Raw genomic sequence first — 26,629 nt, 5'->3', positions numbered from 1 at the left:
TACATAGCTTACCTCAATTCAGCCAAAGAGGTATTAAAATATAGTCTAAGTTGTTCTTGCTATAATTTTTTTTATTTCCTCAACTACTTGAAACCACATGAAATCACGCTCAGTTTCGGTAAATTCTTTGATTTGTTTATTCCCTTGCTCATCTCGTTTCCCTTTATATTCGGGTCTTAATGTTAAAATCGTGGCTTTGTCATGGGCATTGAAAGCACCTAAATTTAGGCTTTTATCTTCAATCCCTTTAAATAAAGGCATTTCGTACCAATCACATGGCTTGATAACAATGGGGAGAACAGTTTTTCCTTCTGAAATGGCTAGGGGTATTTCCTGTTCGATGATGTAATCTACATTCAAAAAATTGACACTTATCAAACAGATAAAAACATCACAATCTTTGATTTTCTGTTTGATAACATGGTCAAACTTATCGCCTGATTCAATGTCTCTATCATCGAATGTCTCAATTAAATCCCTTCTTTTTAATGTTATCAGGTGACTCTTTAGCTCCTCTTTGTATTTTTCATCGAATTTTGAGTATGAAATGAAAATCTTTTTCATAGGGTATTTTATCTGTTTGTGTTTTGGTAAAAAAAGCTTATAATCTCCCTTTCTAAAAAATTTGCTTTGATAATAAATAGATTGACTGTCTTTGTTATTTTCACTCATGTTTTTCTGACATATAAGTTCCTTAAACCCTAAAGCTTCTTTGTACTTGTTATATACGATTTTCTCAATCGTAAAATCTTTTAATTTTATTTCAAATTCCTCTTCTATCCTCCTCTTTTCTTCCTCTGACTCTGATTCTATATTATCGGGGAAAATAGGAAAATTCATTATCTTATCTAAATTTTTATGCGTTTTTTCGATAAAGGTGTCACTCACACCATATAAACTATGATTATATATTTTCAAAATAGGAAAATTTTCTTTTTTGTCTAAACCGAAGTTTACGTACAGGAATCTTGTTTCGTTTTTGTCATGCAGAAATACATGGTTTTTCTTCAATAAATACATCCATTTATTTTCTTTGAGCAACTCTTTAATAAACTCCAAAACTATCTCAGTAAAGATATTTCCATGGTAAAAAGCACGAAATCTATACTCGAAAATTGGTTTTTGGAAGGTTTTGATAAATAACTCTTCTGGCTTACTTAGTTTTTCTGATAAAAATGCAGGGGCTAAGTATTTGCCATTTTCATTTGGCAGTTTAAAGGCAATTTTATATAGTTGGATAAATTCTATTACAAATTTAAGGTAGTTTACATCTGCAAGAAATGAAACTAATCCCTTTTTCTGAAATTCAATTGTTGGTTGGTTTTCTATTTTGTCTCTTGCATCATCTTCAGTGAAATAAGCGTCTCCTCCGCGTTCTAAAATAAGGAAAATATAGTTGTTAAATTTAGAAATATCTGTGATAATATAATCCTTCAGAAATTGATATTCACTTGCGTTTTTATTACCTTTCAAATCAATAATATCATAGGTATTATGAGCATTTTTTAAGGCTGCCTCAATCCATTCAAGTTTTTCATTATATTCAAATACTATCTTTCGAGGTAAAATACCTAAATCGGTTTTCTCCTTCAAAAACTTTATAAACTCTAATTGTTTTTTCTGAATACCTCTAATTTGAGCTTTACCTCTAAGGTTTTGAAGAAATTTTTCACGGTACCCTGAATCGGAACCTTTCAAAATATCTTTAAGATTATGCTCGTTATCTTTGTAATAAACGATATTTAACTCTTTGAAACTCTCTTTAGTAGATTTTACATTTAGGTCTTGAATTGCTTCTCCGTATTTGTTTTGAATGAGTTGAACATGAATATCATCGATGGTAGAAGCATTATTTTCAATTCTTGAAATTTTTCGAATGGAATCTAACCAATAATCAAGTGGATAGGTTAACTCATTGTCATGAATATAAAATTTATCCTCCCAATCACTGCGAAAAACTAAGCTGTAAACCGTGTTATTAGTGCTAAAATAAGCCCAATGCGTACTATGATAGTAGTCTTGCCCACCAAAGTCGTACCCCTTAATTATAAAACGTTCTTCCTCTTTCTCTTCATCTATTTGGAAAATATTTACACCATGAGTAGAAGGCTCGTCCGATTTAGCAGGGGTGTTTTGAGTGATAATATCGTAAAGTGTAGTTTTTCCTGCACGAGTGTTTCCAATTAGAATGAGCTTGATAAATTTTACTTTTATTTCCTCGTCTTCTTTAAAATAATTTTTGATATAATTTATTATTAACTCTGTCTTCTTAATGTTATCTGTTTCGTCAAATAACCTCAAAAATCCTTCATCGATAGGATTGTTTTGGATATATATGCCTTTATATATAGGGATAGTATTCGTAATAAAATTAAAATTTTTTTCTAGAAGCTTACCCTCTGACCAAATAAAATCAATCAATTCTTTGGTTTCTATTTTATTTCCATCTAAAAAAACTATTTGAGGGTTTTCCAAATCATTTAAAAAAACCATAGATTCTAAATGACAATTACTTAATGATAAATTAATAGTATGCTTTGGTAATTTTAAATTCTCATTAGTTAGTGATGGAATTGAAGAGGCGTGAAATAACTTTAATTCTTTGAGATTCAATAAAGAGGAAAAATTAATTAGTGAAGTGTTGCCCGAAATATCTAAACTTACTAAGGCGGATATTCCTTTTAAAAAATCTAAATTGTTTAGCCCAATTGAGTTTAAGAATAAACTTTTTATATTTTCAAATTGAGCTAAGTTTTTTAAAGACTCGGAGATAAATTTATTGTTTCTGTTTGGATATTCTTTAGAATATTTTGATGCTACATAGGTTACATTGGTGAATTCGTTTAACTCCTGTGGATAATAAGAGCCTAAACATAAGTGTTCTAAGGTTTGAATTTTGAACAAAGATTCGGGTAATTTAGATAACCCCAAATGCCCTAAATCAAGGAAAATGATATTGCCAAATTCATCGTAATTAATATTCTCAGAAAGTAATACGTCAATTTCCTGCTCTAAGGGTTTTAATAATGTTGTAATACTGTTTTGTCTTCTAACTACTGAAATTTTTTCCCGCAACTCCCCATCGAAATACCCCCCCAAAGTTATGTAATCGTTTTCCAGTTTGGTTTCGATAGCATGAAGAAAACGGAGTTTTGGAAAGTGAGTAGGGAAAATCAGTTCATCAAGGCTTGGGCAGTACGACACATCCAACTTTTCTAATTTTAGAAAAGTACCTCTTAATTCTATTTTTTGTAAAACGTCACAACCATAGGTTCTGAGGCTTGCTAATTGGGGGCAATCCTTGAGGGTTAATGTCTTAATCCTATGGTTGGCAAAAAGGTTTAAGTAGTGAAGTGCTGGGAAAGACGCTACACTTAGTCCCTCTCTATCGGTATTACCCAAGTATAAAACTTCTATCTTGGCTTTATTTTTAGTGAGCAACGCTATCAGAGTATCCCATACGCTAGCCTCCCACTCTACATTACTAACATGCAACCCAAACACCTTCCCATCCCAATAATACCGTTTATCGGGGCTTGGAATGTCAACATTATCATCTTCATGTTTGACGGGAGAAAGGGTTACTTTCAGCGTGTCGATTTTCGCTGCTTTTGTAAATCCTTGAGTGTCTAAAAAGGAGGTTAATTCGTTCATGCTAATCTAAAAAAATGACTAATTTTAGGACAAGTAATTGTGCAAAACTACTTGAGACTTATTTGTATATTATAGTTTGACATTCAGGTAGTTTTGCTTTTGCTACCTCACTTGCAAATTTGTCTTTTTACTCATTTAAGTGCCTATAATTCTGTAATATTTAGATGCCTCCTTCGTCGGCATGACAATTGGAAACTCATTTATTTCCTCGTCTCTCCTCACGCTTCATAGATTCGTTTCGGTTTGAAGGGAGGAAAAAGCCAGCCGAAAACCATAGTTAATGATGCGGTTGACGGGGGAGCGGCTGATGCGGTAACGAACACGGCAGTTGATGCGGTCGTTGAAATAGCTACCGCCCCGAAGCACTTTACTATTACCTTTTTGGTTGGGGGCGGGCAGGCCACTTTTGGGCAATTCTGCCAAATTGGCTTTGTAATCGTCTTGGCACCATTCCCATACGTTGCCGCTCATGTCGTACAACCCCAAGGCATTGGGTTCTTTCAAACCAACAGGGAAAGTGGATTTTTTATCTGAATTATCTCTAAACCAGCCTACGTCATGCAAATTATTGGAACCTGCGTATTCGAGTTTGGGGGAGTTCCAAACTTGCCCGCCTGCGGCAGCGTATTCCCATTGGTCCTCAGAGGGGAGGGCAAAACGTCCTTGCAAATTGGGGTAAGTTTTTCGCAATTTTTTATTGAGATTTGGCAAAAATTCATGGGTGATGGCACCCCACAATACTGCATCAACGGGTCGGTGCTTACCAATAAATTCAGAAGGATTTTGACCCATTACGTAATGGTATAGCTCTTGCGTAACGGCAAACCGCCCGATCAAATAATCGTGGTCAAAGGTGATTTGGGTTTCGTCTTCGTCTTCATTGCCTGAGTTATTATCGCCCATGGTAAAGGTTTTGCCACGGGCGGCTACATACACCAACTCTGTGTAGTCGAGGCCAAAGAGTTTAAAATCGTGGCCGTTGAGGTCTTTGAGGGTGTCGCCCTCGGCGTAGGTACGGGTTAAGTCCATGAGTAGTCCAAACAAGCTTTTCCTAACTTGTTCGTAAATTACAATTTTTAAACTAAAACCTCAATCGTAGCTGAGTTTTATTATAATCAAGTCAAGGAGTAGGTGGGGATTCAGCTGTTATGCCGAGCTAAATCCCCAAGAAAAAAGAAGAAATATCCCAACCAAAGTCGTAATTTGGTAGCCTAATAAATCCCACTATTCTATGAAGTATAAAATACGAGCCAACATAGGGCTGATGTTGCTGCTGTGCATGACAAGTTTGGTCGTTTGTGCCCACGGGGTGGACGATAAAACCAAGTCTTTTTTGTTGGCCAACGAAGGGGTCGCTTTTGTCCCTTTTCTCTACATCGGAGCCAAACACATGCTGACAGGCTATGATCATATTCTTTTCTTACTCGGGGTCATTTTTTTCCTTTATCGTCCCAAAGACATCTTGATTTACGTCAGCCTTTTTACCGTTGGGCACAGCCTTACCCTTTTGCTGGGGGTTTTGGCCAACATTTCAATCAATGCCTATTTGATTGATGCCATCATTGCTTTTTCTATTGTCTATAAAGGGTTTGACAACTTAGGAGGATTTAAAGTCCTATTTGGCATTCAGCCCGATACCAAAGTTGCAGTGCTGATTTTTGGACTGTTTCACGGATTTGGGTTGGCAACCAAACTTCAAGAGTTTGAAATGGGCAAAGAAGGGCTATTTACCAACTTAATTGGCTTCAACTTAGGGGTAGAAATTGGTCAGTTTTTGGCGCTCATTTTTGTTCTCCTTCTCTTGCGTATTTGGCGAAACTATGAGAGCTTTCAGCGTTTTTCTACGCTAACAAACACCCTTTTAATGGCCGCAGGTTTTGTGTTGCTGGCTTATCAACTCACTGGTTATTTTTTACAATAAACGATTTTCAAACATCATCGCTATGAATCCACCTCGTTTAGAAGCATCACAAATTGGCAAAGCAGTTGTGGCCGCCCTTGTGTTAGGGGTAATTATATTTACTGGAGCGGTACTGCCCGCCGAATACGGCAAAGACCCGTTGGGAGCGGGGAAGTTGCTAGGACTCAGTAGTCTTTATCAACCTGAGGGGCATCATCATCACCACGTTCATACGGTAGAAAGTGCGCCTACGTACCCAATATTGACAATGGCCGATGCGGGCTCTGACCCATCTATTCCAATGCCGAAAGAAGCCAACAACCCTGCCCCCGAAAAGCAATACGACGAACGGGAAGATAGCGTGACCGTACGGGTATTGGCAGGAAAAGGCATTGAGTTTAAGATGAATGTGTTAAAATATGGAAAGGTAAAATACGAATGGGTGACCGACCATGGCGTATTGTTTTCGGATTTTCACGGGGAAGTAAAAGAGGAACACCCCGACCCGAACAAGGACGAGTTTTTTGAGAGCTACACCGAAGCATATTCCAACAATATTATTGGTACTTTTTGTGCGCCCTACGAAGGCCGACATGGTTGGTATTTTAAAAATAAGAGTGCCAAAGACATCGTGGTCACCATTCGCTTGAAAGGTCAGTACACGCTTTAAAACGCCTTCCCAAAACCTGGGTCGGCAAAGCGGTAGTCTTTCACAAACTGCTCGTCGGAGAGGGTTTTTAAGAAGGCGATGATTTTGGCCTTTTCGTCGTCGGTCATTGCAATGCCGAGTTGGCCGTTAGCTTGTAAAGCAGGGTCTAAGGTATTGGTTTTTTGGACGTTGGAGGCGTAGTGGTTTAGCACTTGTTCGAGGGTACTAAACCGCCCGTCGTGCATGTAAGGAGACGTATAACCGACGTTGCGTAGGCTAGGAACTTTAAATTTGTAGAGGTCGTCGGGGTTTTGAGTGATGCGAAAACGCCCTTGGTCGCTGCTGCGGCTGTTGTCGAGGCCATTGTTACGAAACGATTGGTCGGTAAATAACTCGCCCGTGTGGCAGGTCGCGCATTTTTGTTTAAACAAGGCCAATCCTTCTTTTTCGGTCGCCGTGAGGGCGTTGGTCGTACCGCGCAGGTAAAGGTCGTAACGGGAGTTGTTAGACACCAAAAAGACCATAAACTGCGACAAAGCTTTGGTAAACCGCTCGGTCGTAATTTCGGTGCTGCCAAATGCTTTTTTGAATAATTCGGGGTAGTTGGGGTTTTTGCTATCGCGGAGTTTTTGAAGAACGTTTGGTAGTTTTTCGTCCATTTCAACGGGGTTTTCAATGGGGGCAATCGGAAACAAATCCAGTTGATGCACGCCCCCGTCCCAGAAAAACTCTTTAGCCCACGCCATGTTTTGAATGGGCGGGGCGTTTCTCATGCCAATTTTGTCGTCAATCCCGTGGCTCAAATCGTGCCCATGGTGTGTAAAAGCCACGGCTTGTTGGTGACAGGTTCCGCAGGCAATGGTGCCATTTCTTGATAAAAGTCCATCGTAAAATAATGAGCGCCCTAGTTGAAACCCGTCATAAGTAAGCGGGTTAGACTTCAGGTCATAGACTAGCGGCGGGAAGTAGCTAGGCTGAGGCAGTTCTAGCGTTTCGGTCGTGGGCGTAGTGGGTTCGGGGGGGGATGACGACGACTGCCGACACGCCGCCCATCCAAACAAAGCCATAGCACCGATGACGAGAAACGACTTGTTCATACGTGGTTAATCTTTTACGCCGCCAATGCTAAACATGTTGACGTAGTTGTTGGCAACTGTAGTGGAATAATCGGCAAACATCACCGTGGGGTACTGGGCGAGGCTTACTTTTTGCGTACCGTTAAAAATCTTAGAAATATCACTTACCACTTCAATCACTGGCTGTTGGTTTGGCCCAACGGTTGCAGCTACGCTTCCCAACGGCAGCGTTACGGTACGTAGGTTGTTAAAAGTCTTGGCATTATAACCTCCAAATCCCCCAATGTGGTAGCGGTATTTGCGGTTTCCTGCGGCATCGGCAGCCACTTGAGGTGAAGTTCCTTCAATTTTAAGGAAAATATAACCTGAGTTCCACGACCAATACATCCCGTCGCCGTCGTGGGTAGCGTCGCCAGGGTCAAGCACGCCCGTGCGGCGGCTGATGTCCATGGTGTTGCGAAGGCTATCGACCCCAATCATAAAACGGAGTTCGGTATAGTCGCCTGCTGGAACGCCCCGCAGGGTGATTTTTTTGGAGGCAGGATTGGACTCTTTGATAAGAAAATAACTTGAATCTTGCGGAATGGTATAAAGCGTTCCGTCTGATTTTTTGAGGGAAATGTTGCTGATGAAATAATTGTAGGTAGTTACGCCGAACGTTTCGCCCACGGCATTTTGGTACGACTCTTTGCCCAACACCACGTCTTGCGTGCCTACTTTATTGGCAAAAGACAAGGTAAGCGTATTTTTTTCATTGGGATCTGGGTCAGTTTTGCAAGATTGCAGCGCAGTTGCGAAAATCAAAAGCCCGAAGAATAGCTTTTTCATTGTGCTAGGAGTTTACATTTACGTAAAGATAGTTTTCTTTTAGTAGTAACGCGTTATCGGGCGAAAATGATGCGAGAAAAATAAAATTGTTGTTGGGAAGGTGTTACGCATCCATTTTAAAACACATAGGCCACATAGAATTTTCACATAGAAAACAAATCTAAAGGTCGATGTTGTGGCTTTCTTTGTTTACTATGTGTTTATTCTAATTGTGCTCTATGTGTTTTAAAAGTATCAAAGTAAAGTACTTAGCGGCTCTTACGTTTGGCTAAATGGGCTTCAAGGTCGGTCAATGACAAGGCATTGAAGGTCATGTCTTTGGTCAAACCACCCTTTCGTCCCACGGCTACGCCGTAGTGCATGTCGTAATACCCATTTTTTTCGTGGGCATCGGGGTTGATGGAAAGCATCACGCCTTTTTCCATGCAGTACCGAATCCAGCGCCAATCCAAATCCAACCGCCACGGACTGGCATTGATTTCGATGACGACGCCGTTTTGGGCGCAGGCATCGATAATTAATTTGTAATCAATGGGGTAGCCTGCCCGTGCCAACAATAAACGCCCCGTTGGGTGTCCTAAAATGGTTGTATAAGGGTTTTCGATGGCCCGAAGTAAGCGCGTTGTGGCTTTTTCGAGGTTCATGTTGAGGTTGCTGTGTACCGACGCCACCACAAAATCGAAGGTTTTTAAAATACTTTCGGGGTAGTCGAGCGAGCCATCGCCCAAAATATCGGATTCGATGCCTTTCAAGATTTTAAAAGGAGTCGAAAACTCTTGGGCAAAAGTTTGGTTGAGGCGGTCGATTTCGGCGTGTTGTTGTTCTACGCGTTCTTCGTTGAGTCCTTGGGCATAGGTCGCAGTTTGGGAGTGGTCGGCGATGCCAAGGTATTCAAAACCAAGTTCTTGACAAAAACGCGCCATTTGTTCGAGGCTGTGCTTTCCGTCGGAATAGGTACTGTGGTTGTGCAAAATTCCGCGTAGGTGTTGCCATTCTACCAAGTCTTCGTTGGCGTGGGTGCTGCGCCAGTCAAATTCTCCCAATCCTTCGCGCATTTCGGGAACGATGTACGGAAGCCCTGCACTTTGGTAGATTTCTTCGGCTGACACAAACGCTTGGGCGGTGTTTGCCAAGGATAATAATGTATGTCCCGATGGGGTTTTAGCAAACAAGTGAGCGTGGGCACTGTCCGAAATAAAGCGCTCGTTTTCAAAGCGTTCGGGCTGAACAAATTGAATTTCAACGTTTACTTCTAGCGTCTTTTTTACCTCAATTTCTTCGCCTTGGGGCGGAAGGTCAGTGGCTTGGCTGCGGTCTTGGATTTTGCCACGCCATACAAACGGCGACGATTCTTTAGGATTTTGTACCAACCAACCCACCGAACCGATGATTCGGGCCGCCGCTACGGGCGATTCGGTACCCACAACCAACTGAATCGTTTCCACAATTTCGCACTTACGAGCTACCTCACCAGTGATGGCGATTTGGGCAAAATGAGGCTGCAATTCTTCCAAAATAAGGGTAGCAAGGGCTTCTCCTTTGTCCATGCGAAGTTTCCCCGCCTGACTTCGTAAGAAAGCCATCGAGTCCAAAATCTTTTGCTGCGTCCCTTCTCCGAAGCCTTTCAATTTGGCAATTTGGCCACTTTCGCAAGCCGCCTGCAAGCCTTCGAGGGTTTCGATGCCCAAGTCCCGCCAAATGGTGCCAATTTTCTTGGGGCCAATGCCTTTGATTTTAAACATTTCCAAGACGCCAACGGGAGTTTGTGCCAACAATTCGTCGAGTTCGGCCAAGTGCCCCGTGGCAACAAGCTGCACGAGTTTCCCCGCCATGTTTTTACTAACTCCCTGAATTTTTGTGAGTTCATCGGCCGAAAGACTGGCAAGTTCGGCGTCTTTGAAGCGGTCGAGGTTAAAGGCGGCAGAGCCAAATGCCCGCGTTTTGAACGCATCGGCATTGTGAAGCTCCATTAATTTGACGGTAAGTTCGAGTACTTCAACAATTTCTTCGTTTGACATGGCAGGGTTTGTTCTTTGATTTGTTATCCGTGTAATTGTTATCTGTTAACCGTTATCTGCATTTCGCTGCTCGCTAATATACGATAAAATACCTTCAAAATCAGAGGCATGAAACCACCGAAAATCGCCTTGGTGCTTAAACCACGTCAGTTGGCGTTTGGCGTAGCGTCGGGTATTGCGTTTGAGCAATCGTACCATTTCGGCGTAGTCGTAGGCTCCGTCAAAATAATCGTAAATCTCTTTATAACCAACGGTTTGCAGCGCATTGTGTTCGCGAAAGGCGATGACCGAGCGTGCCTCTTCGACCAGCCCAGCAGCCAGCATTTGGTCCATACGGGCGTCGATGCGGTGATATAATTCGTCGCGGTCGCGTTCTAGCGCAATCTGGATGATTCGGAAAGGGCGTTGAGCGACCTGTTTTTCCCGAAACGACGAATAAGGTTTGCCCGTGAGCAAACACACTTCCAGCGCTCGAACCACCCGTTGGGTATTTTGGAGGTCGTTGGTAGCGCAGTAAACGGGGTCAAGTTGTTGGAGTTCCGCTTGTAACACGGCCAAGCCTTCGGTTTCGAGGCGGGACATGAGTTGGGTGCGTAGTTCGGGAGGCGTTTCTGGCAAATTATCCAGCCCTTCACACACTGCTTTGATGTACAAACCCGAGCCGCCTGTGAGAATCACAATGTCTTTGGTCTGAAACAGCTGTTCCAAAAGTGCCAGCGCATCGCGTTCAAACGAACCCGCGCTGTACAAGGTTTCAATGGAATGAGAGTCAATAAAATGATGCGGAACACCCTTCCCCTTCAATTCTTCCAGTGAAGGTTTAGCCGTGCCGATGGAAAGCTCACGGTAAAATTGCCGAGAATCGGCCGAAATGACTTCCGTTTCGAGCGTTTGGGCAAGTCGAACGCATAAGTCTGTCTTTCCCACTGCCGTGGGGCCAGCAATGACGATAAGAAGTTTTTGCAAGAATTAATTAGGCTTAAAGGTCATTTCCAAGGTTTCTCCAAATACGTTTGTATATGAAACTTGGAGGGTATTTTCGGTGAGTTTGAGGATTTTATAGTTCGTCTCGTTATTTAGCACCAGCTCGGTTTCAGCGGTGTTAAAAGCCCACGTTCCTTTTTCAAAGACTTGGTCGTCTTGCGTACGGCATTTGGTTGCACCTTCGTTCCACTCGTAGTTTTTGTCGGTTTTAAAGACCATGTTGTTGTCGCGCACACAAGGAATGCTTTGTCCTAAAACATCACTACCGTTGATTTTTGAAGCAGTTAGTACCCACGCTTTTGAGGATTTTCCTGCCAAAAGCTCCGTTTTAGAGACATTAGGGTCAGGGGCGGGTTCTTCACCTCCATTTTTGGATAGGTTACATTGACTTAAACCGAACACGGTCATCGCTAAAAATATCCACAAACGAACAAGTTTCATAGCCAAAAAAGTTAAGAATGGTCAAAGTTAATGTTTTTATTTTTGGGAATAATAAGACGAAGGTCGGTTTATAGATTTTTGTTGTGCAAATATACTGCCGAAGTTTGCCGAGAATTGTGTGAAAGCACAATAGTATAAAAGGTGAGCGAAATGATTTTAAGAAAAATGAGTACGAAAAGGCGAATTGTGTCTTTTTGACATAAACCCAAAATAAACCTATCATTTATCAAGAACCCGTTCTTACAATCTGACTTTTTATGACGCTAGGACTAGAAACCCTTGATTACGTAATTTTCCTCATTTATTTCGTTATTGTATCCAGCTACGGCTATTGGGTATATAAACACAAAGGCAAGCAAACCGCTGATTCCAAGGACTTTTTCTTGGCAGAAGGTTCACTTACGTGGTGGGCGATTGGGGCTTCAATCATTGCTTCCAACATTTCGGCGGAGCAGTTTATCGGAATGAGCGGACAGGCTTTCCAGCTTGGGATTGCCATTTCTGTCTATGAGTTGTTGGGAGGAGTGGCGCTCATTATTGTGGCGGTTTATTTCTTGCCCATGTATCTCAACAACAAAATTTATACCATGCCGCAGTTTTTGTCGAAGCGCTACAATGAGCGTTTGGCGACCATTATGGCGGTATTTTGGTTGTTCCTTTACATTTTTGTGAACCTGACGTCCATTATTTATTTGGGGGCATTGAGTTTGGAAAAAATGACGGGCTTTTCATTCATGCCTTGTGCAATTTTCTTGACTACTTTCGCGGTGATTATCACTTTGGGAGGAATGAAAGTGATTGGTTACACCGACGTGATTCAGGTCGTTTGTTTGATTTTTGGTGGATTGGCTACCACCTACTTGGCTCTAGATTTGCTTTCTGCCAAGGTGGGAACGGGTGCAGGCATTATGGAAGGGCTTGGCCTCATTCGTGAAAAAGCAGATAGCCACTTGCACATGATTTTTACCCCAGGCCAATACCAAGTTCACGACGGGCGTGGCGGGTTTATTGATGCCTACAACCAGCTTCCAGGTATTATGATGTTTATCATTGGTGGTCAATGGGTAAACAACCTTAATTATTTTGGTTGCAACCAATACATGACGCAGCGCGCCCTCGGGGCCGACCTCAATACGGCACGTAGCGGTGTGTTGTTTGCAGCTTTTTTGAAAATGATGATGCCTTTCATCGTGGTATTGCCAGGACTTGCAGCTTATGTATTATTCCAAGAAAATGCTGATACGTCGATTGTAAACGGAATTACGCAAAACGGTATCGTCAAACCCGATAATGCGTATCCAGTGTTGCTCAATTTATTACCTGTAGGCTTGAAAGGGCTCGCTTTTGCAGCCTTAACGGCGGCGATTGTGGCAAGTTTGGCAGGGAAAGCAAACAGTATTTCAACCATTTATGTATTAGACATTCACCAGAAGTTTTTCAACAAAAACTTAACTGAAAAACAAACCGTGTGGACAGGGCGAGTAGTAATTGTAATTGCCTTTATTATTGCCTTGATAGTCAGTCCGTTGTTGGCTAATTTTGGCCAAGCTTTTGAATACATTCAGGTTTATACGGGCTATATTTCACCAGGTATTTTGAGTATTTTCTTGCTCGGATTTTTCTGGAAAAAAGCCACTGCCAATGGCGCTTTGGCCGCAGCGGTGTTGAGTATTGCGTTGTCGGCCGTTATCGAAAATCTTTACCCAGCCTTCCCGTTCCTCAATCGTATGGGAGTTGTGTTCTGGATTTGCTCGGCGGTTCACGTAGCGATTAGCCTTGCCCAATCGAAGGGTCAAAACCAAGAAAATGCGTTTGAGGTACGTTCGGAATGGTTCCGCGTAACGCCATCGTTCCGCATGGGTGCCATTGCCGTTATTGTAACTTTTAGCTTGATTTACTGGATTTTCTGGTAGGTCTTTTTGGTTAGCTGTAATGGCCAACGCCGTTGAGGTGAGTGGCCATTACAGCACCGTTTTGCTGTTCCCACAAACGACGATAAGTGCCGACTGGACTCTGCAATAGCGTTTGATGGGTGCCTTCTTCTACTAATTTTCCTTCGTGTAATACCACAATTTTATCGGCATTTTTGATGGTACTCATGCGGTGGGCAATCAAAATAACCGTGATTCCTTCTTGACGCAAGAGCTGAATAGTACGCTGAACATACTGCTCTGAAACCGAATCTAAGGCAGAGGTAGCTTCGTCCAAAATCAGGATGTGTGGGTTTCGGTATAGCGCACGGGCGATGGCCAACCGTTGCCGCTGTCCACCCGACAAATTGGCCCCGCGTTCGCCCAATGTCGTCTGAAAACCATTGGGAAGCCGCTCAATAAAATCGGTGATTCCTAGGAGATTACAGTAAAAAATGAGCTTTTTCATGTCTGGCTCAAATTCGCCAACGGCAATATTTTCGACAACAGTACCAGCAAACAAATCAATCTGTTGGGGTACGACGCTTACCATTTGGCGTAAACTGTTGTTGTCGAGGTGCTTGATGTCGTAATTTCCAATGTAAATATTTCCAGCTTGCAGTGGGTACAAGTTTTGCAAAAGTGACAACAAAGTCGATTTACCACTGCCACTTTCACCCACTACGGCCGTAATTTTTCCTTTGGGAATAAGCAGGTTTAATTTCTCAAAAATCGTTGTTCTCGAACCATACCGAAAAGTCACTTCCTTAAAACGAATGTCGCCGAGCATGTCAATCGTCAACGGGACTTTATTTTCAGTGGTTTCTCGTTCCAAATCCATGATTTCAAACAGTCGGTCGGCGGCGATGAGGGCTTCTTGGAGCGTTTTGTTCATTTCGATGAGCCCTGCGGCGGGGCCCGTAAAATAGCCAACAAGGGCATAAAATGAGAGCAATTCTCCAGGCGTAAGTTGACGGTCGAGTACAAGCCCCGACCCGACCCACAAGAGCAAAATGGTGAAAATGTTGGTAATCAACGCCGCCGCATTGCCCAAATAGAGTGTGCGGGTAGAAGTATGATATACCGAGCGAAGCAACGTCACAAAACGGTTTTCGGTCTTTAGATTGGCGTATTCTTCCAACCCAAAACGCTTGATGGTAGCCACGTTGTTGAGCGATTCGACAAGCTGCGCTTCCAAATCGGCACTGTTTTCCATGAGTTTTCGCTGGGTAGTTCGGTTGATCCGGTTGGCAATCCAGTATGTAAGGGCGTACAGTGGAATAATAGCTGCCATCATCAACGCCAATTTGGCATCGTAGCTAAACATTAACCCAAAGGAAAAAAAGACGATGAAAATATCGACAATCAGATTGAGGGCAACATCATTGATAAAGGCCCTGATTTTGACGGCATCATTAACGCGCGAAATGATTTCGCCCACCCGCATTGTATCAAAAAACGTTTGAGGAAGTTTTAGCAGGTGTTTGTAATAGCCCAAAATCAACTGGGCATCAATCTGTTGGCCTGTTTTTAGGGCAAAAATTGTTTTGGTAGAACCAATAAAAAGTTGGAGTACCATGAGTAAAAGCATTCCGATGCTCATCAAGTTGAGCAAGTTGCGATTGCCTTCAACGAGCACGTTATCCACGATTTTTTGGACGTAAATCGATGTGCCTAACCCTAAAATGGTATAAATAATGGCGCCAAAAAGCGCTTCAATCATCACGGTTTGGTGCGGACGAATCAGTTGCCAAAAGCGAGTCGTGATGGTTACTGATTCGTTGCCTTGTTGAAACTGTTCGTTGGGCAACAAAAGTACCAATACGCCCGTCCACATCGACACAAATTCGTTCAGCGATTTTTTGACCATTTTCCCCACCGCAGGGTCCATGTAGGTGACTTTTTTGTCGGTCACTTCGTAGATGACTACGTAGTGTAATCCCCGTGCTTCCTCACGACCAGCGTCGCTGTCAGAAACCAACGGAACGCTCACGTGGGCAATCGATGGTTTGGGGATTTTGGAGAGGCTTTCGGGCGTACCTTTAACCCCTTTGGCCTGAAAACCAAGGCGGTTAGCGGCTTCAATCATACCTACTACGTTGGTGCCACGGGTATCGGTATGGGCAAACTGACGGATGCGCGCAATCGGCATCTGTAATTTATAATACGCGGCCGCTGAGGCAAGGCAAGCCGCGCCGCAGTCGGTGGTATCGTGCTGTTTTATTTCAATCCCTTTTCGCATTCGGATTTAGCCAATCTTCCATTTTATCAAAGACCAATTGCGCAAGCGTACGTTGTACAATCACAAAGCGGGCTTGGAGCGTCATTCCCTTTTGGAGGCGAGCTTCGTAGCCATTTTGTAATTTTAAGGAGGGAGTATCGAGACGGCATTTTACTTTGAAAACGGGTTGGTTGTTGATCAAAGTAAAATCACGTGCAATGTCAATTACACTACCACGGGCAAGACCCCATTCGCGGTAGTTGAGGGCGTCCAACTGAAAAAGTACAGTTTGTTTGAGTTTTAAAAGACCCATGTCAGATGCTTTGATGTAACATTCGACCAGCAAACTTGAGTCAGGAGAAATGATGCCCAACGTTTCGCCCGACTGAACGACGCTACCTTCGTACTTGCCCGCCCATTGTTGAACAGTGCCTGCCACTGCCGCTTTAATGGTATATAATTGACGCTCTTTGGCCAGTTGACCTTCTTCGGATTTAAGTTGGGCCGATAGTAGTTTGGCCGTATTCAGCTCGGCTTCCCATTGGCTTACTTGGCGCTCAATCAAGAGACGGTATTCCTCGTAAAGTTGGTCATATTCAGCCTGCTTGGCATCTAAATCGCGGGTGGCAAGCACTTTTTCGCTGTGTAAATATTTATCTGCTTTGAGTTCTTTTTCTACTTTGTTGCGCCGCACTTCGTTTTCCTTTAACTGGGCTTGGAGCTGATTGTACTGCTGGGCATACAGCGATGTTTTAAACATCCGATTGCCCAAGGCATCTGTTAGGTCGTACTTCGGACTGGTGAGGAAGATTAAGTCATTGATAAGTTGTTGTTGCTCAGATTGTTGAAAATGGCTGAGTCGTAGTTTTTCTTCAAGGGCGTCGGGGGCAAGGGTCAGCAGAATATCACCGACTTTCACCAATTGATTTTCGCGAACATGGGCTGTTAATACGCGACCACTGACGAGCGAGCGCACTTCCGTTTTTTCGGCTACCGACCGAATGGTGCCGCTTGATGTAAATGAAACGTCGATTTTAATAAAAAATGCGGCAACACCGAAGACTATAACTGCACCAAGTACAAGGGCATACAGTACCATCGACCTTGCTTTTACTTTTGGTAAATACAAGTGCGTTGTGTTGTCGATAAAGCTATCGGGTAGGAGTTGGGCCATGGGTATAAAAGAGGAATTCCTCTTCAGCAAACCAAGGGTAAGTCAAAGAGGAATTCGCTCAGAAGTTAAATATTAGCAGCCGCAACCACCGAGGAGGTTTCCAACTTTGCCAAGCAAAGAGCCTTTTACACCACCAACGATGCCAGTTACTTTGGTTGTCACACCTACTGTTACGCCAAGTGCTACACCAACTGTTGCGCCAGGATTTACACATGTAGGAACAGGGATGCAAGTTTGTCCGTCGGTGTTTACCATTTCGAAATTGTTCATTTCAGATACGCCGTACGAGTTTAAGTCTAACGTTTTCATTTTGAATTGAATTTATGGGTTGTTATTTGATTTAAACACCAATGCTCTTGCGAATTCGGCCGATATTCAGAGGAAGATTGGTAAGGCAAATATGGCTACCGTCTAAAGCCAATTCAAATTTTGTAGGTTTTACTTTAACCGTTTGGCGACTATTTTACGAATACATCTAATAAGCACATACCATTCTTTTGGGTTATTTATAGAAAAATATATGAAATAGTTGGAGGTATTTGTTGTATTATACCAAGAAAATAAAAAATGTTAAATAATGTTCAATTAGGCGAATTATATACCAATGGAAGCTTTTTTACCTACCAAAAAAAATTTTTTAAACATGTAAATCTTTTTAATTCACACAACCGTATATAACCAAGGAAAACTCTATCCTAATCCAAAAATGACATCGTTAAATAATCACCCAAACGTACCCCACATGAAATGGGTAGGTACGAAAATCCGTAAAATCCGCGAATTGCGTGATTTTACCCAAGAATTTATGGCTTCTCAACTGGGGCGTTCGCAGACGTCTTACAGTAAGATTGAGCGCGGAGAGGTTGATATTTCGTTTTCAAACCTCAATAAGATTGCCGACGTGCTCAACGTGGAAGTAATGCAGTTGTTGGCTTTTGATGGAAATACGTTTGCTCCTGCCAAGTCGGCCATTGTATCAACAACAACCAAAGAAGGGAGCAACGTACTGTTTCAGGTGGGACTTTCGGAACGAGAGCGGGAATTGTACGAACGGAAGATTCAGGCAATGCAAGAAGAAATCCTGTTTTTAAGAAGCCTTATTCGTGATAAAAGTTGTTGAAAAAAATATGCCTTTTATCGTTTTTTACGAAATAACTGGTGGAGTTCCCACACTTGCGGAATTAGAAGTTGACTTTCGTCGTTTTTGATTACAAAATCAGCTAGTTGAAGTCGCTCATCATCAGATATTTGCCTCGAAATAATATCCCTGATTTCGGCTTCGGTACGCTGAGGGTCTCGTTGTAAAACCCGAGCGATGCGAAGATCAGTGGGGGCTGTCACAACGATAATTTTGTCGAGTGAATTGCGTTGGCCTGCTCGGGCCATAATAGCTGCTTCTTTGACCAAATAGGGCGCTTTTTTATGCTTTTTTACCCAAGCCTCGGTATCTTCTCCTACCCTTGGATGTACGATGGCATTGAGTTGCTGAAGCAAGGCAGGTTTTGAAAAAACTTCCTGTGCTACCCACCTGCGGTTGTAACTTCCGTCGGCTAGGTAGGCGTCTTTCCCCAACAGCGCTTCTACCGTTTTTTTGAGTTTTTCGTCGTTGTTGAGGAGCCATTTGGCACGTTCATCGGCCGAATAAAAAGGTGCACCAAGTGCTTCAAAAATACGGCATACCACACTTTTTCCCGAACCGATTCCTCCTGTTATTCCGATTTGTAAAGCCATGATGAATACGTCAATTACTTCTTTTTCTTCCCTTTACTGGCTTTTTTTGTTGTGGCCTTTTTGACGGGTTCTTGCTCTTTGGGTTGGGGTGGGGGAGGAGGCGTTCCCAAAAATTCGGCTACTTCAAAGCTGACAAAAACGCGCTCGGCGCTGGTTTTTAGCAAGGGCGATTGTGGATAGCGAATGGGAAGCTCTTCGTCGTAATTCCCCCTGATTTTTTTGGCGGGGACTTTCACAATCAACGTATCTGCAATATCGTTCACCAACGACGCAGGCCCCTCGAACGTCACCTTATTTGGGCGAAGGTTGATGAGGCTCGACACGACAAATTTGGGAAACAGATTGAGCCCCAAGCTGTCCACTTTTAGAATAGATGTTTTAACGACGCGTTCTTCAAAATCAACTCGATTTTTGTCAAGTTCTACGTGCGTAATGTCCACATCTTTTACTTGCTCATTCATAGCAGCCGCTAATGCGCTGGTATTGATAGAGTTGGTGGCCAAGGGGTTTTCGATGACGTAAGTAACGGGCGGAACAGTAAAGGCGATTGATTTGCGAAGGAGTGTCCAGCCGCTGCCTTTAATGATGGCATTGGCGCTTCGGGGAAGTGGATGAATGGAAATGTACAACGAGTCGTTGTAAGAAATTTTAACAGGATACGGAACCCGCAGCGTATAGCCGTCTTTGTTGAGTTCGTTGAAAAGCCAAATAATCGTAGCTGCAACCAGACTGAGTATCAGGGTGCGGCTACGAGCAGGCTTTGAAGAGACAGGTAATTGTGCCACGATTAAGCAGTTGTTCCAGCTTTGCGCGAAATAGAAGATTTCTCGAATTTCATTTTAGTGCCTTTGCCGTCCACGTCAAGGGTAACGGTTGTTTCATATACTGAAATGACCGTTGCGTGCAAACCGCCAATGGTAATTACCTCGTCGCCTTTTTTAAGTTCTTCCAAAAACTTCTTTTGATCTTTTTGCTTTTTTTGTTGCGGACGAATCATGAAGAAATAAAACACTCCAATGATACCTGCCCACATCAAAAGCTGATAAATCATGCTAGTTTGGCCAGATGCGGCTTGTAAAAAAATACTGTTCATTCTCGTAGGTGATATGTTAGAAGTTAAGTCTAAGAAGTTTTTCGTCTTACTTTGCGGCCGTTGAGTCCGCCGTTGGAGCGGGAGTTACGTCTGCTTTAAACTGAATATCGTTGGTAGCAGGGTTGGTATTAGCAAAAATAGTCACTGTTTTAAACTGAGGACCTTGCTTACCTTTGCTATTAAAACGTACCAAGATTGTTCCTTCTTCGTCGGGGCCGATGGGGTCGCGGGGCCATTCGGGAATGGTACAACCACAAGAAGCGCTCACGTTGTTGATAATCAAAGGAAAGTCGCCTGTGTTTTTAAACTTGAATTTGCGCTCTACTTGTTGTCCTTCGGCAATGGTACCAAAATCAACGTTTTTAATATCGTCGGCAAATTCAATTTTCGGGAGTTTATCGTCGAGGCTGCTTGAGGCTGATTTGTCTTGGGTACTGCCGCAGCTCCATAAACCCCAAAGCGTTAAAACAATAAAAAGGGAACGTTTCATGGATTTGTGAATAATGGAAAAAAATTAAGACGCTTGTCCTTTGATTTGCGCCATCAAACGATCGACATCTTCGAGTAGGCGTTCTGCTTTTTCGCGCGTGTCTGCCACTACTTTTTGACCTTCTGCTTTGGCCAAACTTTCGGGTAAGTCTTTACCTTCGAGCAAGTCAGTAATAAGACCTTGAAGCTGCTCACGGTATTTTGAAAGACGGAACGAAAGTTTGTCACGGGTTACTTGTCCTTCGGCAGGTGCGTATAAGATTCCGATGGTTGCTCCAGTAGCTACTCCCGCTAAGAAAGCAATTAATGTTTTTGTTGAATTATTCATGGTAGTTGTACTTACTTGTTGTCTAAAAGTCCTCTTCCGCTCTTACGGATTTTACCTTCTTTGATTAGGTTTTTTGAGAGGGTATCTAAAATTCCATTGACAAATTTACCACTTTTTGGCGTACTATAATCTTTTGCAATTTCAATGGCTTCGTTGATGGATACTTTCACTGGAATGCCAGGGAAGGTAATCATTTCGGAAACGCTCATTTTCAAAATCAAGTAATCCATGGCCGAAAGACGTTCTAAGTCCCAGTTTTTGAGTGGTTCGGCGATAATCGCTTCAAACTCATCATTACGGTTAACGGTTTCGTCAAACAATTCTTGCATAAAAGAGCGGTCTTCTTCCCAGTCGTCGGTCAGTGGGACAATCTGCACACTACCTTCTGTGGCCGACTTGAGGGTTTTATTGGTCATTTTACGAGCCAAATCACCGTTTTCTCCCCAATAAAGGTCTCTTAATTCAAAAAAGTTGATGACATCTTCGTTTTTGAGAATCACCTCTTTCAACGCATACAGCACCAATTGTTGGTCTTCTTCGGGCGTATGGGTTTTTTGGGCGCAATAAGCACGGTAGGTTTCGTCTTGACGAAAAACTTCACGGAACATCTTACGAATCAGACCCGTTACCTCTTCTCCCCACGAAATACCATGACGAATAAATTCGCTTTCGAGCTTTTTGCTTTCCGACAAAGCAATTACCACTTGGTTGGTATCAAACCCTGACAATTTTGCAATCGGGTTGCTATCTGGGTCATCGTACTGACGTTCGCGCTCGCTTTGTGAAAGAAAACTTAACTCAATAAATAGCTGTAAAAGAAGCAAGTAGGCCGAATAAATGGCCTCAACTTCGGGCGTAAGTTGGCGAGAAAGGCGTTGTTTGTCTTTTTTGTACAAATCCTCGTAGTACTTGAGGGCATTCCGCGCCGTCACAACAGCCGTTGCGGGCGTGTCGTCGTCGTCAGGGATGGTGCCTTTGCGGTAATTTTCTTCGAGTAAGAGCGTGGTTATTTTTCGCATTCCCTCTAGTTTGACGGGGTCTTGAGGGGTCATGGAGTTGAGATCAGGCTTAAACGACTCCGTGATGAAATCTATGGCCAATTGGTAGTCTGCCTCGCGGGCAGCCTGAAGAGCATAGAGGCTTTGCAAAACCTTAATGCGTAGATGTCTTCGACTTAACATTCAGTCCTGAGAGTTTGTGCAAATAAGCAGCAAGGAAAAGAACTTGCTTGTGTTTCCAGCCGCAAAGGTACTTAAAAATCTGTTGCTTTCTGCCAAACTTGGCGAAGAAAATAGAAAGTAAGTAGTACAATTCCTAGTTGGAGGGTGTAGTCGAGTATATAGATAGGCTGAGCGAAAACCTCCGAAATAGTGTGATAATAAGGGCTTTTTAGTCGCCACCACAGCGATGGGTGAATGACACACAGGCAGTTAAAAAGTAGGAATAAACCTACTTCCTTTCGGTCAGCGAAGTTGAGCCACTGAAAAACGTATGGTAAAAGGAACAGAAAGATATAATTGCTGTAGGCACTCTGCTGGGCAATCATCATGGTGCCGTAAATCACAATATAAACTGCCGAGAAAGCACGGGGAAATGGCTGGTGACGGAGTCGATAGGCCAAGATTGTGCCAAGCCCCGTAGTGAGCAAAAGTCCTACCCAATTCCAGCGTTTGGCTCCTGCTCCTAATACATCAAATGTCAGGGGATTTACCACCGATAGCCAGTTGGGGGCGCGTAGGGTAGCGGCCTCATTCAGGGGTTGTTCGAGCCAAAGCCACTCGGTAGTATGGTACAAGACGGCTAACGAAGCTACGCCTGCAACTGCCGCTGCCGAAATCCAACGAACGGGCTTGGGAACGAGAAATAACAACGCAGGCCCTACCAAAATAAAAACAGCTTTGGTAAATAAAAACCCAACGACGAGCCCAACGCCCAACCATTCGACGCGCTGGGTGCGTTGCCAAACTAGGTATGCACCGATAAACATTAACCACATCCAGACGTCTTCTTGTCCTCCCAAAACGCATAAAACCAACGAGCCAGGCAATAAAAGGTACAAAAGGCTTCGGAAAAGCCGTTCGGAAGGTAAAATTGTATTGGCGTAAAAACGATTTGTTGTCCAAAGTGCGCCGCCTTCCATGAGAATCATTACCAAAATAATGGCTTTTTTGTCTAGCCAAAACCATAAACCAAGGGCATTGACGTAGGGAAAGAAGGGCGAATACATGCAATAAAAGTCGCGATAAACGAGCTTTAGCTGAACGGCTTCGCGGGCTTGTCCAAAAAAACCATCGAGGTCAGAGAAGGGGGTTTGATTGAACACCACAAAAATAAGAACAAAAGGAACCAGACGTGTCAACACCCAAGCGAGCAGTAGTACAAGTCGGTCGTCGTAGTTTTGTAGGTACTTTTCAATTTTTGCACGAAACGCAATAAGCCCGCCCGCAAGTCCTGCGCACAACAATGAAATGATGGTTTTTCCGACAATGACAAACATGCTAGGCGAATTGGGGGGACGATACGTTTTTACGATACACTTGCCACAAATACCAACCAAAACAAGCAACATTGAGTACTTGAAGGGTGTATTCGAGGACAAAAAGTGGTTGAGAAAAGACCGTTAAGTCGTCGTAAGTTGGACTATTGATGTGGGTAAAAATAAAGGGTTGTACCACAAGCAACAAGTTTAAAAATAGCAAAACGACAACATCGCGTTGTTTCTTCCAGTCCACCAGTTCCATCATCAACGGAAGTAGGTACGCAAAAGCGTAGTATCCCACCGATGTTGGTTGAAAAATACTCATGGCCAAATAAGTCGCCAAATAGGCGAGTGGTAGGGTAAATTCGAGGGCAAGGTTTCTAAAACGATATACCGCCAATACCGATACTGATAGCGTAATGACCATGCCCGCCCAGCTAAAAACGGTGAGGGTGGGGAGGCTTCCAAATAGATACGTCATCCACGGTCGCGAGATGGTGAATAGGTTGGGTGTGAGTAAGTTGGTGGTGCCCATTTGTACGGGCATCAAAAAATCAAGCTGCATAACGGCATAAAGCACCGCCAGCGACGGGACGCCTATGGCAATCATGCCGAGTAGAAAACCCCAGCGTTTTTTGAGCAAAAACCACAACGGAAAAAACCAAAAAACAAAAGTAGCTTTGATGACAATCAGCCCCGTCGAAAAGCGCACGCCTAGCCCGAAGCCGTCGTTGCGACTCCGCAAGTAAGACAACATCATCCACGCGGCAACTCCCCACATCCAAATATCTTCTTGGCCGCCCAGCAGCACCATAATCATCGGTCCCGAAAGCAATATATAAAGCAAGGTGGACTTCAGGGCATCGGGCTGCGAACGGCGTTGGTAAGCGAGGTAAGTTAGCCAAATGATGAGCGCCTCGATAAGTACCATTAATAGCACGATGGCTTTGGAACTATACCAAAGGAAAAGAGGCAAGGTGATGATGTAGGCAAAAACAGGGGCGTGAAACGAAATAAAATCGCGATAAACCAATTTCCACTGATAAGCTTGGGTGGCTTTTCCCCAAAAAAAAGGGACATCGCCACGGGGAGATTGGTCAAAAAATAGGTAAATGATGACAAATGGAAGAAGACGAAAAGCCAAAAGACCAATCAGAATGGCCCGATTATCTTGGCGTTTTTGTTGGATTTTTTGCCAAAAAGTGTCGTTTTTAGCTCCTAACCAAATAGCGACTGAGGATACTACGACGAGTACTAATTTGACATAAAATACCGTGAGAGTTGACATCATATATACTGCTGAATCGTGTCAAGGAGTTGTCGAATGTGGATGTTATCACCATGGAGGGTAAAATCAGCCTGTGAATAAAAACCAAGGCGTGATTCGTGTTTTTCACGTAGGTTGTTGAGCAATTGACCATCGTTTTTTTGATATAACGGACGGTCGTCAGTCGAGTGGCGTAATATCCGTTCGACGATTTGTTCGGGGCTTACGTCCAAAAATACACTGAGGCCGTTGGCTTTGATGTACTCCATATTGTCATGAAAACAGGGCATTCCACCGCCTGTTGCAATTACTAATTTGGAATCGGGCCGAATCGCGCGCAAAATACGGGCTTCGGCTTCTCGAAAATAGGCTTCGCCTTTTTGGGCAAAAATATCGGGAATAGGCATTCCTTCTTCCTTGACAATGAGTGCATCAGTATCAACAAAACGATAACGCACGTGGCGGGCAAGTTGCTTGCCGAGTGTCGTTTTGCCCGAAGAGGGGAGACCTATTAAAAAAATATTTTTCATTTATCGAATTTCGGAACTTCTGCCAACTTCCCGAAAGTTTTGAACTTTCGGGAAGTTCGTTTTAAACTTTCGGGAAGTTGGCGGAAGTTAGAGACTACCATTATAATTTACCCAACACTTCTTCTTTATCAGGCGTGGTATTGTAGTGCCATTTACCTTTTACTGTACCATTGTTCATAAGCCAAATGCCTGGATTTGAACGCGAAATGGTTTTTAAAACGGTACCATCGGCTGAATAATAAGGAATATCGAGGGCGTAAGCTTTCCGAATCTCTTGAATTTCGGCGTCGCTATTTGAAGTTAAAATCAAGGACTCAACCCCCGTACCTTTCAAAGAATTAATCAACGAACGGATTTCTGCCAAACTTGCTACGTTCAAGTCAGGGCCGTTTTTGATGATGATAATGAGCTTTTTACCCGTAAACGTTTCTTGTGTAAAATCACCTTCGTTGTTCCAAACCTTGTAGTCGGTAATTTTTGGTTTGGCGCTTTCGTTGATAAGTACCATTTCTTTGTACTTATAAGTGGTATCAGTCGGGAATTTTTCAAACTCTTCGGTTTTGCCATCTTTCTCCATGATGTATTTATAGCGAAGTGACTCCGAAGGTTGCATTAATTGGGGAATGTTGTTGCCAATTTTGTAAGGCAAAAAGTCAACAGGAGGGAGGTAGCGAATGGCATAAATGGCCAAAGCAATGGAAAAAATAGCCGAAAACGCCACCAACGAACCCGTAGGAAGGCTGCGGAAGACCTTGCTTTGCCAGATAAGGAATATAATCAAAACCAACAAGACAATGTCTTTGGTAAAGGAAGTCCAGGGTTTGAGTTTTAAGAAATCACCGAAGCAACCGCAGTCGGTCACTTTGTTGAAATAAGCCGAATAGAACGTTAAGAAAGTAAAGAAAACGATGAGGGCAAGCAGTATCCAATTGACTTGCTTCAAACGCCAAGAGGCAAGAAGGGCTACGCCAAGGACAACTTCGGCAGCGCACATTAGCACCGACAAATAAAGCGCAAGCGGAACCAAAGCCATCCAAAAATCGTGCATGAATGGCATATCAGTGGCAAATACCTCGAAGTATTCTTCCAGCTTGATTTGAGTACCAACGGGGTCGTTGAGTTTAACTAGACCCGAAAAAATAAAGATTCCTCCAACTAAAAAGCGGACAATGTGGGCTAAAATTTTCATTCGTTATCGTTAGATTCGTTTGGGTTGCTTTGTACTAAAAAATGGAACTGTACTATTCATTCTTGACTACAAATTTCAAAAATTAAGCCAAAAGTAACTGTTAATGAAAGGTTAATGTGCTTGTCCAAGTTTAATAAGACAAAAAACTGAATAGTTGATAATGTCTTGATAACCAGACTTTACGCCTTCCGAAATAATCGTTTTTCCTTCGTTGTCTTCTATTTGTTTGATGCGAAATAGCTTCATCAAAATAATATCGGTCATGCTGCTCACTCGCATGTCACGCCATGCTTCGCCGTAGTCATGGTTCTTGTTGAACAACAATTCATATACTTCGTTCATTTGGGTGTCGTACAATTCAGTGAGCTGCGCGGCCGTGAAATCCATCCCTTTGTTGTCACCTAACTGTATCTGAATCAAGGCCATCACACAGTAATTGATGATACCGATAAACTCAGGCACTTCGCCTTCATCTACTTTAGAAAAACCGTTTTCTTGAAGGGTGCGGATGCGTTGGGCTTTGATGAAAATTTGATCCGTAATAGAAGGAAGACGCAGAATTCGCCACGAGGGGCCGTAATCTTGGTTCTTTTTGGTAAAAATGTCTTTGCAGCGAGTGATAACACTCCGATATTCGCGCTCAGTTTGTTGCATAAAACAATTAACAG

At 43.1% G+C, this 26,629-nt stretch carries 25 protein-coding genes; 4 read left to right on the top strand and 21 right to left on the bottom strand.

Going from position 1 to position 26,629, the window contains the following annotated elements:
- Positions 1-45 precede the first annotated feature (45 nt).
- Positions 46-3,654, bottom strand: a complete 3,609-nt coding sequence (locus tag DTQ70_RS13740) for a TIR domain-containing protein (RefSeq protein WP_122931333.1) — start codon at positions 3,652-3,654, stop codon at positions 46-48.
- Between the two features lie 225 nt (positions 3,655-3,879).
- Positions 3,880-4,683, bottom strand: coding sequence for an SUMF1/EgtB/PvdO family nonheme iron enzyme (locus tag DTQ70_RS13735; protein ID WP_122931332.1), 804 nt, complete (start codon positions 4,681-4,683; stop codon positions 3,880-3,882).
- A gap of 202 nt (positions 4,684-4,885) precedes the next feature.
- Between DTQ70_RS13735 and DTQ70_RS13730 the strand changes: the two genes are divergently transcribed.
- The gene (locus tag DTQ70_RS13730; protein ID WP_122931331.1) at positions 4,886-5,575 is read left to right on the top strand and encodes a HupE/UreJ family protein; all 690 of its coding nucleotides are present in this window, start codon (positions 4,886-4,888) and stop codon (positions 5,573-5,575) included.
- A gap of 22 nt (positions 5,576-5,597) precedes the next feature.
- Entirely contained in the window at positions 5,598-6,224 is a 627-nt protein-coding gene (locus tag DTQ70_RS13725) for a hypothetical protein (protein ID WP_122931330.1), read from the top strand.
- On the opposite strand, the gene DTQ70_RS13720 is transcribed toward DTQ70_RS13725, so the two are convergent.
- The 5 genes from DTQ70_RS13720 to DTQ70_RS13700 all read right to left on the bottom strand — a co-directional run bounded on the left by DTQ70_RS13720 (position 6,221) and on the right by DTQ70_RS13700 (position 11,550).
- On the bottom strand, positions 6,221-7,300 hold the full coding sequence (locus tag DTQ70_RS13720) for a cytochrome-c peroxidase (RefSeq protein WP_122931329.1): 1,080 nt from the start codon (positions 7,298-7,300) through the stop codon (positions 6,221-6,223). The genes DTQ70_RS13725 and DTQ70_RS13720 overlap by 4 nt on opposite strands.
- A gap of 6 nt (positions 7,301-7,306) precedes the next feature.
- Entirely contained in the window at positions 7,307-8,107 is an 801-nt protein-coding gene (locus DTQ70_RS13715) for an MbnP family protein (RefSeq protein ID WP_122931328.1), read from the bottom strand.
- A gap of 248 nt (positions 8,108-8,355) precedes the next feature.
- Positions 8,356-10,125: a DNA polymerase/3'-5' exonuclease PolX gene (locus DTQ70_RS13710; protein ID WP_122931327.1), complete on the bottom strand. Its 1,770-nt coding sequence runs from the start codon at positions 10,123-10,125 to the stop codon at positions 8,356-8,358.
- Positions 10,126-10,170: 45 nt separating this feature from the next.
- Positions 10,171-11,091, bottom strand: coding sequence for a tRNA (adenosine(37)-N6)-dimethylallyltransferase MiaA (gene miaA, locus DTQ70_RS13705; protein ID WP_122931326.1), 921 nt, complete (start codon positions 11,089-11,091; stop codon positions 10,171-10,173).
- Between the two features lie 3 nt (positions 11,092-11,094).
- Positions 11,095-11,550 (bottom strand): lipocalin family protein, encoded by a 456-nt coding sequence (locus tag DTQ70_RS13700; protein ID WP_122931325.1) that lies wholly within the window; start codon positions 11,548-11,550, stop codon positions 11,095-11,097.
- A 257-nt stretch (positions 11,551-11,807) separates the two neighbouring features.
- Here DTQ70_RS13700 and DTQ70_RS13695 point away from each other — a divergent pair, with 257 nt between their 5' ends.
- Positions 11,808-13,463: a sodium/sugar symporter gene (locus tag DTQ70_RS13695; RefSeq protein WP_122931324.1), complete on the top strand. Its 1,656-nt coding sequence runs from the start codon at positions 11,808-11,810 to the stop codon at positions 13,461-13,463.
- 10 nt (positions 13,464-13,473) lie between these two features.
- Here DTQ70_RS13695 and DTQ70_RS13690 read toward each other — a convergent pair whose 3' ends face one another.
- The 3 genes from DTQ70_RS13690 to DTQ70_RS13680 form a co-directional block, all read right to left on the bottom strand.
- On the bottom strand, positions 13,474-15,702 hold the full coding sequence (locus DTQ70_RS13690) for a peptidase domain-containing ABC transporter (protein WP_122931323.1): 2,229 nt from the start codon (positions 15,700-15,702) through the stop codon (positions 13,474-13,476).
- Positions 15,686-16,855 carry an HlyD family secretion protein gene (locus DTQ70_RS13685; RefSeq protein ID WP_122931322.1) on the bottom strand — a complete coding sequence of 390 codons (1,170 nt, stop codon included), beginning with the start codon at positions 16,853-16,855 and terminating at the stop codon, positions 15,686-15,688. The genes DTQ70_RS13690 and DTQ70_RS13685 overlap by 17 nt, the downstream gene beginning before the upstream one ends.
- Positions 16,856-16,927: 72 nt before the next feature.
- Positions 16,928-17,164: a hypothetical protein gene (locus DTQ70_RS13680; protein WP_122931321.1), complete on the bottom strand. Its 237-nt coding sequence runs from the start codon at positions 17,162-17,164 to the stop codon at positions 16,928-16,930.
- Between the two features lie 397 nt (positions 17,165-17,561).
- Here DTQ70_RS13680 and DTQ70_RS13675 point away from each other — a divergent pair, with 397 nt between their 5' ends.
- Positions 17,562-17,975, top strand: coding sequence for a helix-turn-helix domain-containing protein (locus DTQ70_RS13675; RefSeq protein ID WP_122931320.1), 414 nt, complete (start codon positions 17,562-17,564; stop codon positions 17,973-17,975).
- A gap of 14 nt (positions 17,976-17,989) precedes the next feature.
- Here the strand turns inward: DTQ70_RS13675 and coaE are convergent, their stop codons facing one another.
- The 11 genes from coaE to DTQ70_RS13620 form a co-directional block, all read right to left on the bottom strand.
- The gene (gene coaE, locus DTQ70_RS13670; protein ID WP_122931319.1) at positions 17,990-18,586 is read right to left on the bottom strand and encodes a dephospho-CoA kinase; all 597 of its coding nucleotides are present in this window, start codon (positions 18,584-18,586) and stop codon (positions 17,990-17,992) included.
- A gap of 14 nt (positions 18,587-18,600) precedes the next feature.
- A complete protein-coding gene (locus DTQ70_RS13665; RefSeq protein WP_122931318.1) occupies positions 18,601-19,371 on the bottom strand; it encodes a hypothetical protein in 771 nt (256 codons plus the stop codon).
- A gap of 2 nt (positions 19,372-19,373) precedes the next feature.
- Positions 19,374-19,679, bottom strand: coding sequence for a preprotein translocase subunit YajC (gene yajC, locus DTQ70_RS13660; protein ID WP_122931317.1), 306 nt, complete (start codon positions 19,677-19,679; stop codon positions 19,374-19,376).
- A gap of 46 nt (positions 19,680-19,725) precedes the next feature.
- Entirely contained in the window at positions 19,726-20,169 is a 444-nt protein-coding gene (locus DTQ70_RS13655; protein WP_122931316.1) for a DUF1573 domain-containing protein, read from the bottom strand.
- A 24-nt stretch (positions 20,170-20,193) separates the two neighbouring features.
- Positions 20,194-20,496, bottom strand: coding sequence for a YtxH domain-containing protein (locus DTQ70_RS13650; protein ID WP_028526765.1), 303 nt, complete (start codon positions 20,494-20,496; stop codon positions 20,194-20,196).
- Between the two features lie 11 nt (positions 20,497-20,507).
- On the bottom strand, positions 20,508-21,677 hold the full coding sequence (gene nusB / locus DTQ70_RS13645) for a transcription antitermination factor NusB (RefSeq protein ID WP_122931315.1): 1,170 nt from the start codon (positions 21,675-21,677) through the stop codon (positions 20,508-20,510).
- Between the two features lie 71 nt (positions 21,678-21,748).
- On the bottom strand, positions 21,749-22,993 hold the full coding sequence (locus tag DTQ70_RS13640) for a hypothetical protein (RefSeq protein ID WP_164490014.1): 1,245 nt from the start codon (positions 22,991-22,993) through the stop codon (positions 21,749-21,751).
- A gap of 1 nt (position 22,994) precedes the next feature.
- Positions 22,995-24,266, bottom strand: a complete 1,272-nt coding sequence (locus tag DTQ70_RS13635; protein ID WP_164490013.1) for a DUF2029 domain-containing protein — start codon at positions 24,264-24,266, stop codon at positions 22,995-22,997.
- Positions 24,263-24,772: a shikimate kinase gene (locus tag DTQ70_RS13630; RefSeq protein WP_122931312.1), complete on the bottom strand. Its 510-nt coding sequence runs from the start codon at positions 24,770-24,772 to the stop codon at positions 24,263-24,265. Before DTQ70_RS13630 ends, DTQ70_RS13635 begins: the two co-directional genes overlap by 4 nt.
- Positions 24,773-24,872: 100 nt before the next feature.
- Positions 24,873-25,961: a BT_3928 family protein gene (locus DTQ70_RS13625; RefSeq protein WP_122931311.1), complete on the bottom strand. Its 1,089-nt coding sequence runs from the start codon at positions 25,959-25,961 to the stop codon at positions 24,873-24,875.
- Positions 25,962-26,072: 111 nt separating this feature from the next.
- Entirely contained in the window at positions 26,073-26,615 is a 543-nt protein-coding gene (locus tag DTQ70_RS13620; RefSeq protein ID WP_122931310.1) for a DUF1599 domain-containing protein, read from the bottom strand.
- Between the last annotated feature and the right edge of the window lie 14 nt (positions 26,616-26,629).

It is taken from the genome of Runella sp. SP2 (assembly GCF_003711225.1).
Lineage (GTDB): Bacteria > Bacteroidota > Bacteroidia > Cytophagales > Spirosomataceae > Runella.
The sequence above is the reverse complement of the archived record's forward strand: the minus strand, read 5'-3'. Positions and strand labels throughout refer to the sequence as shown.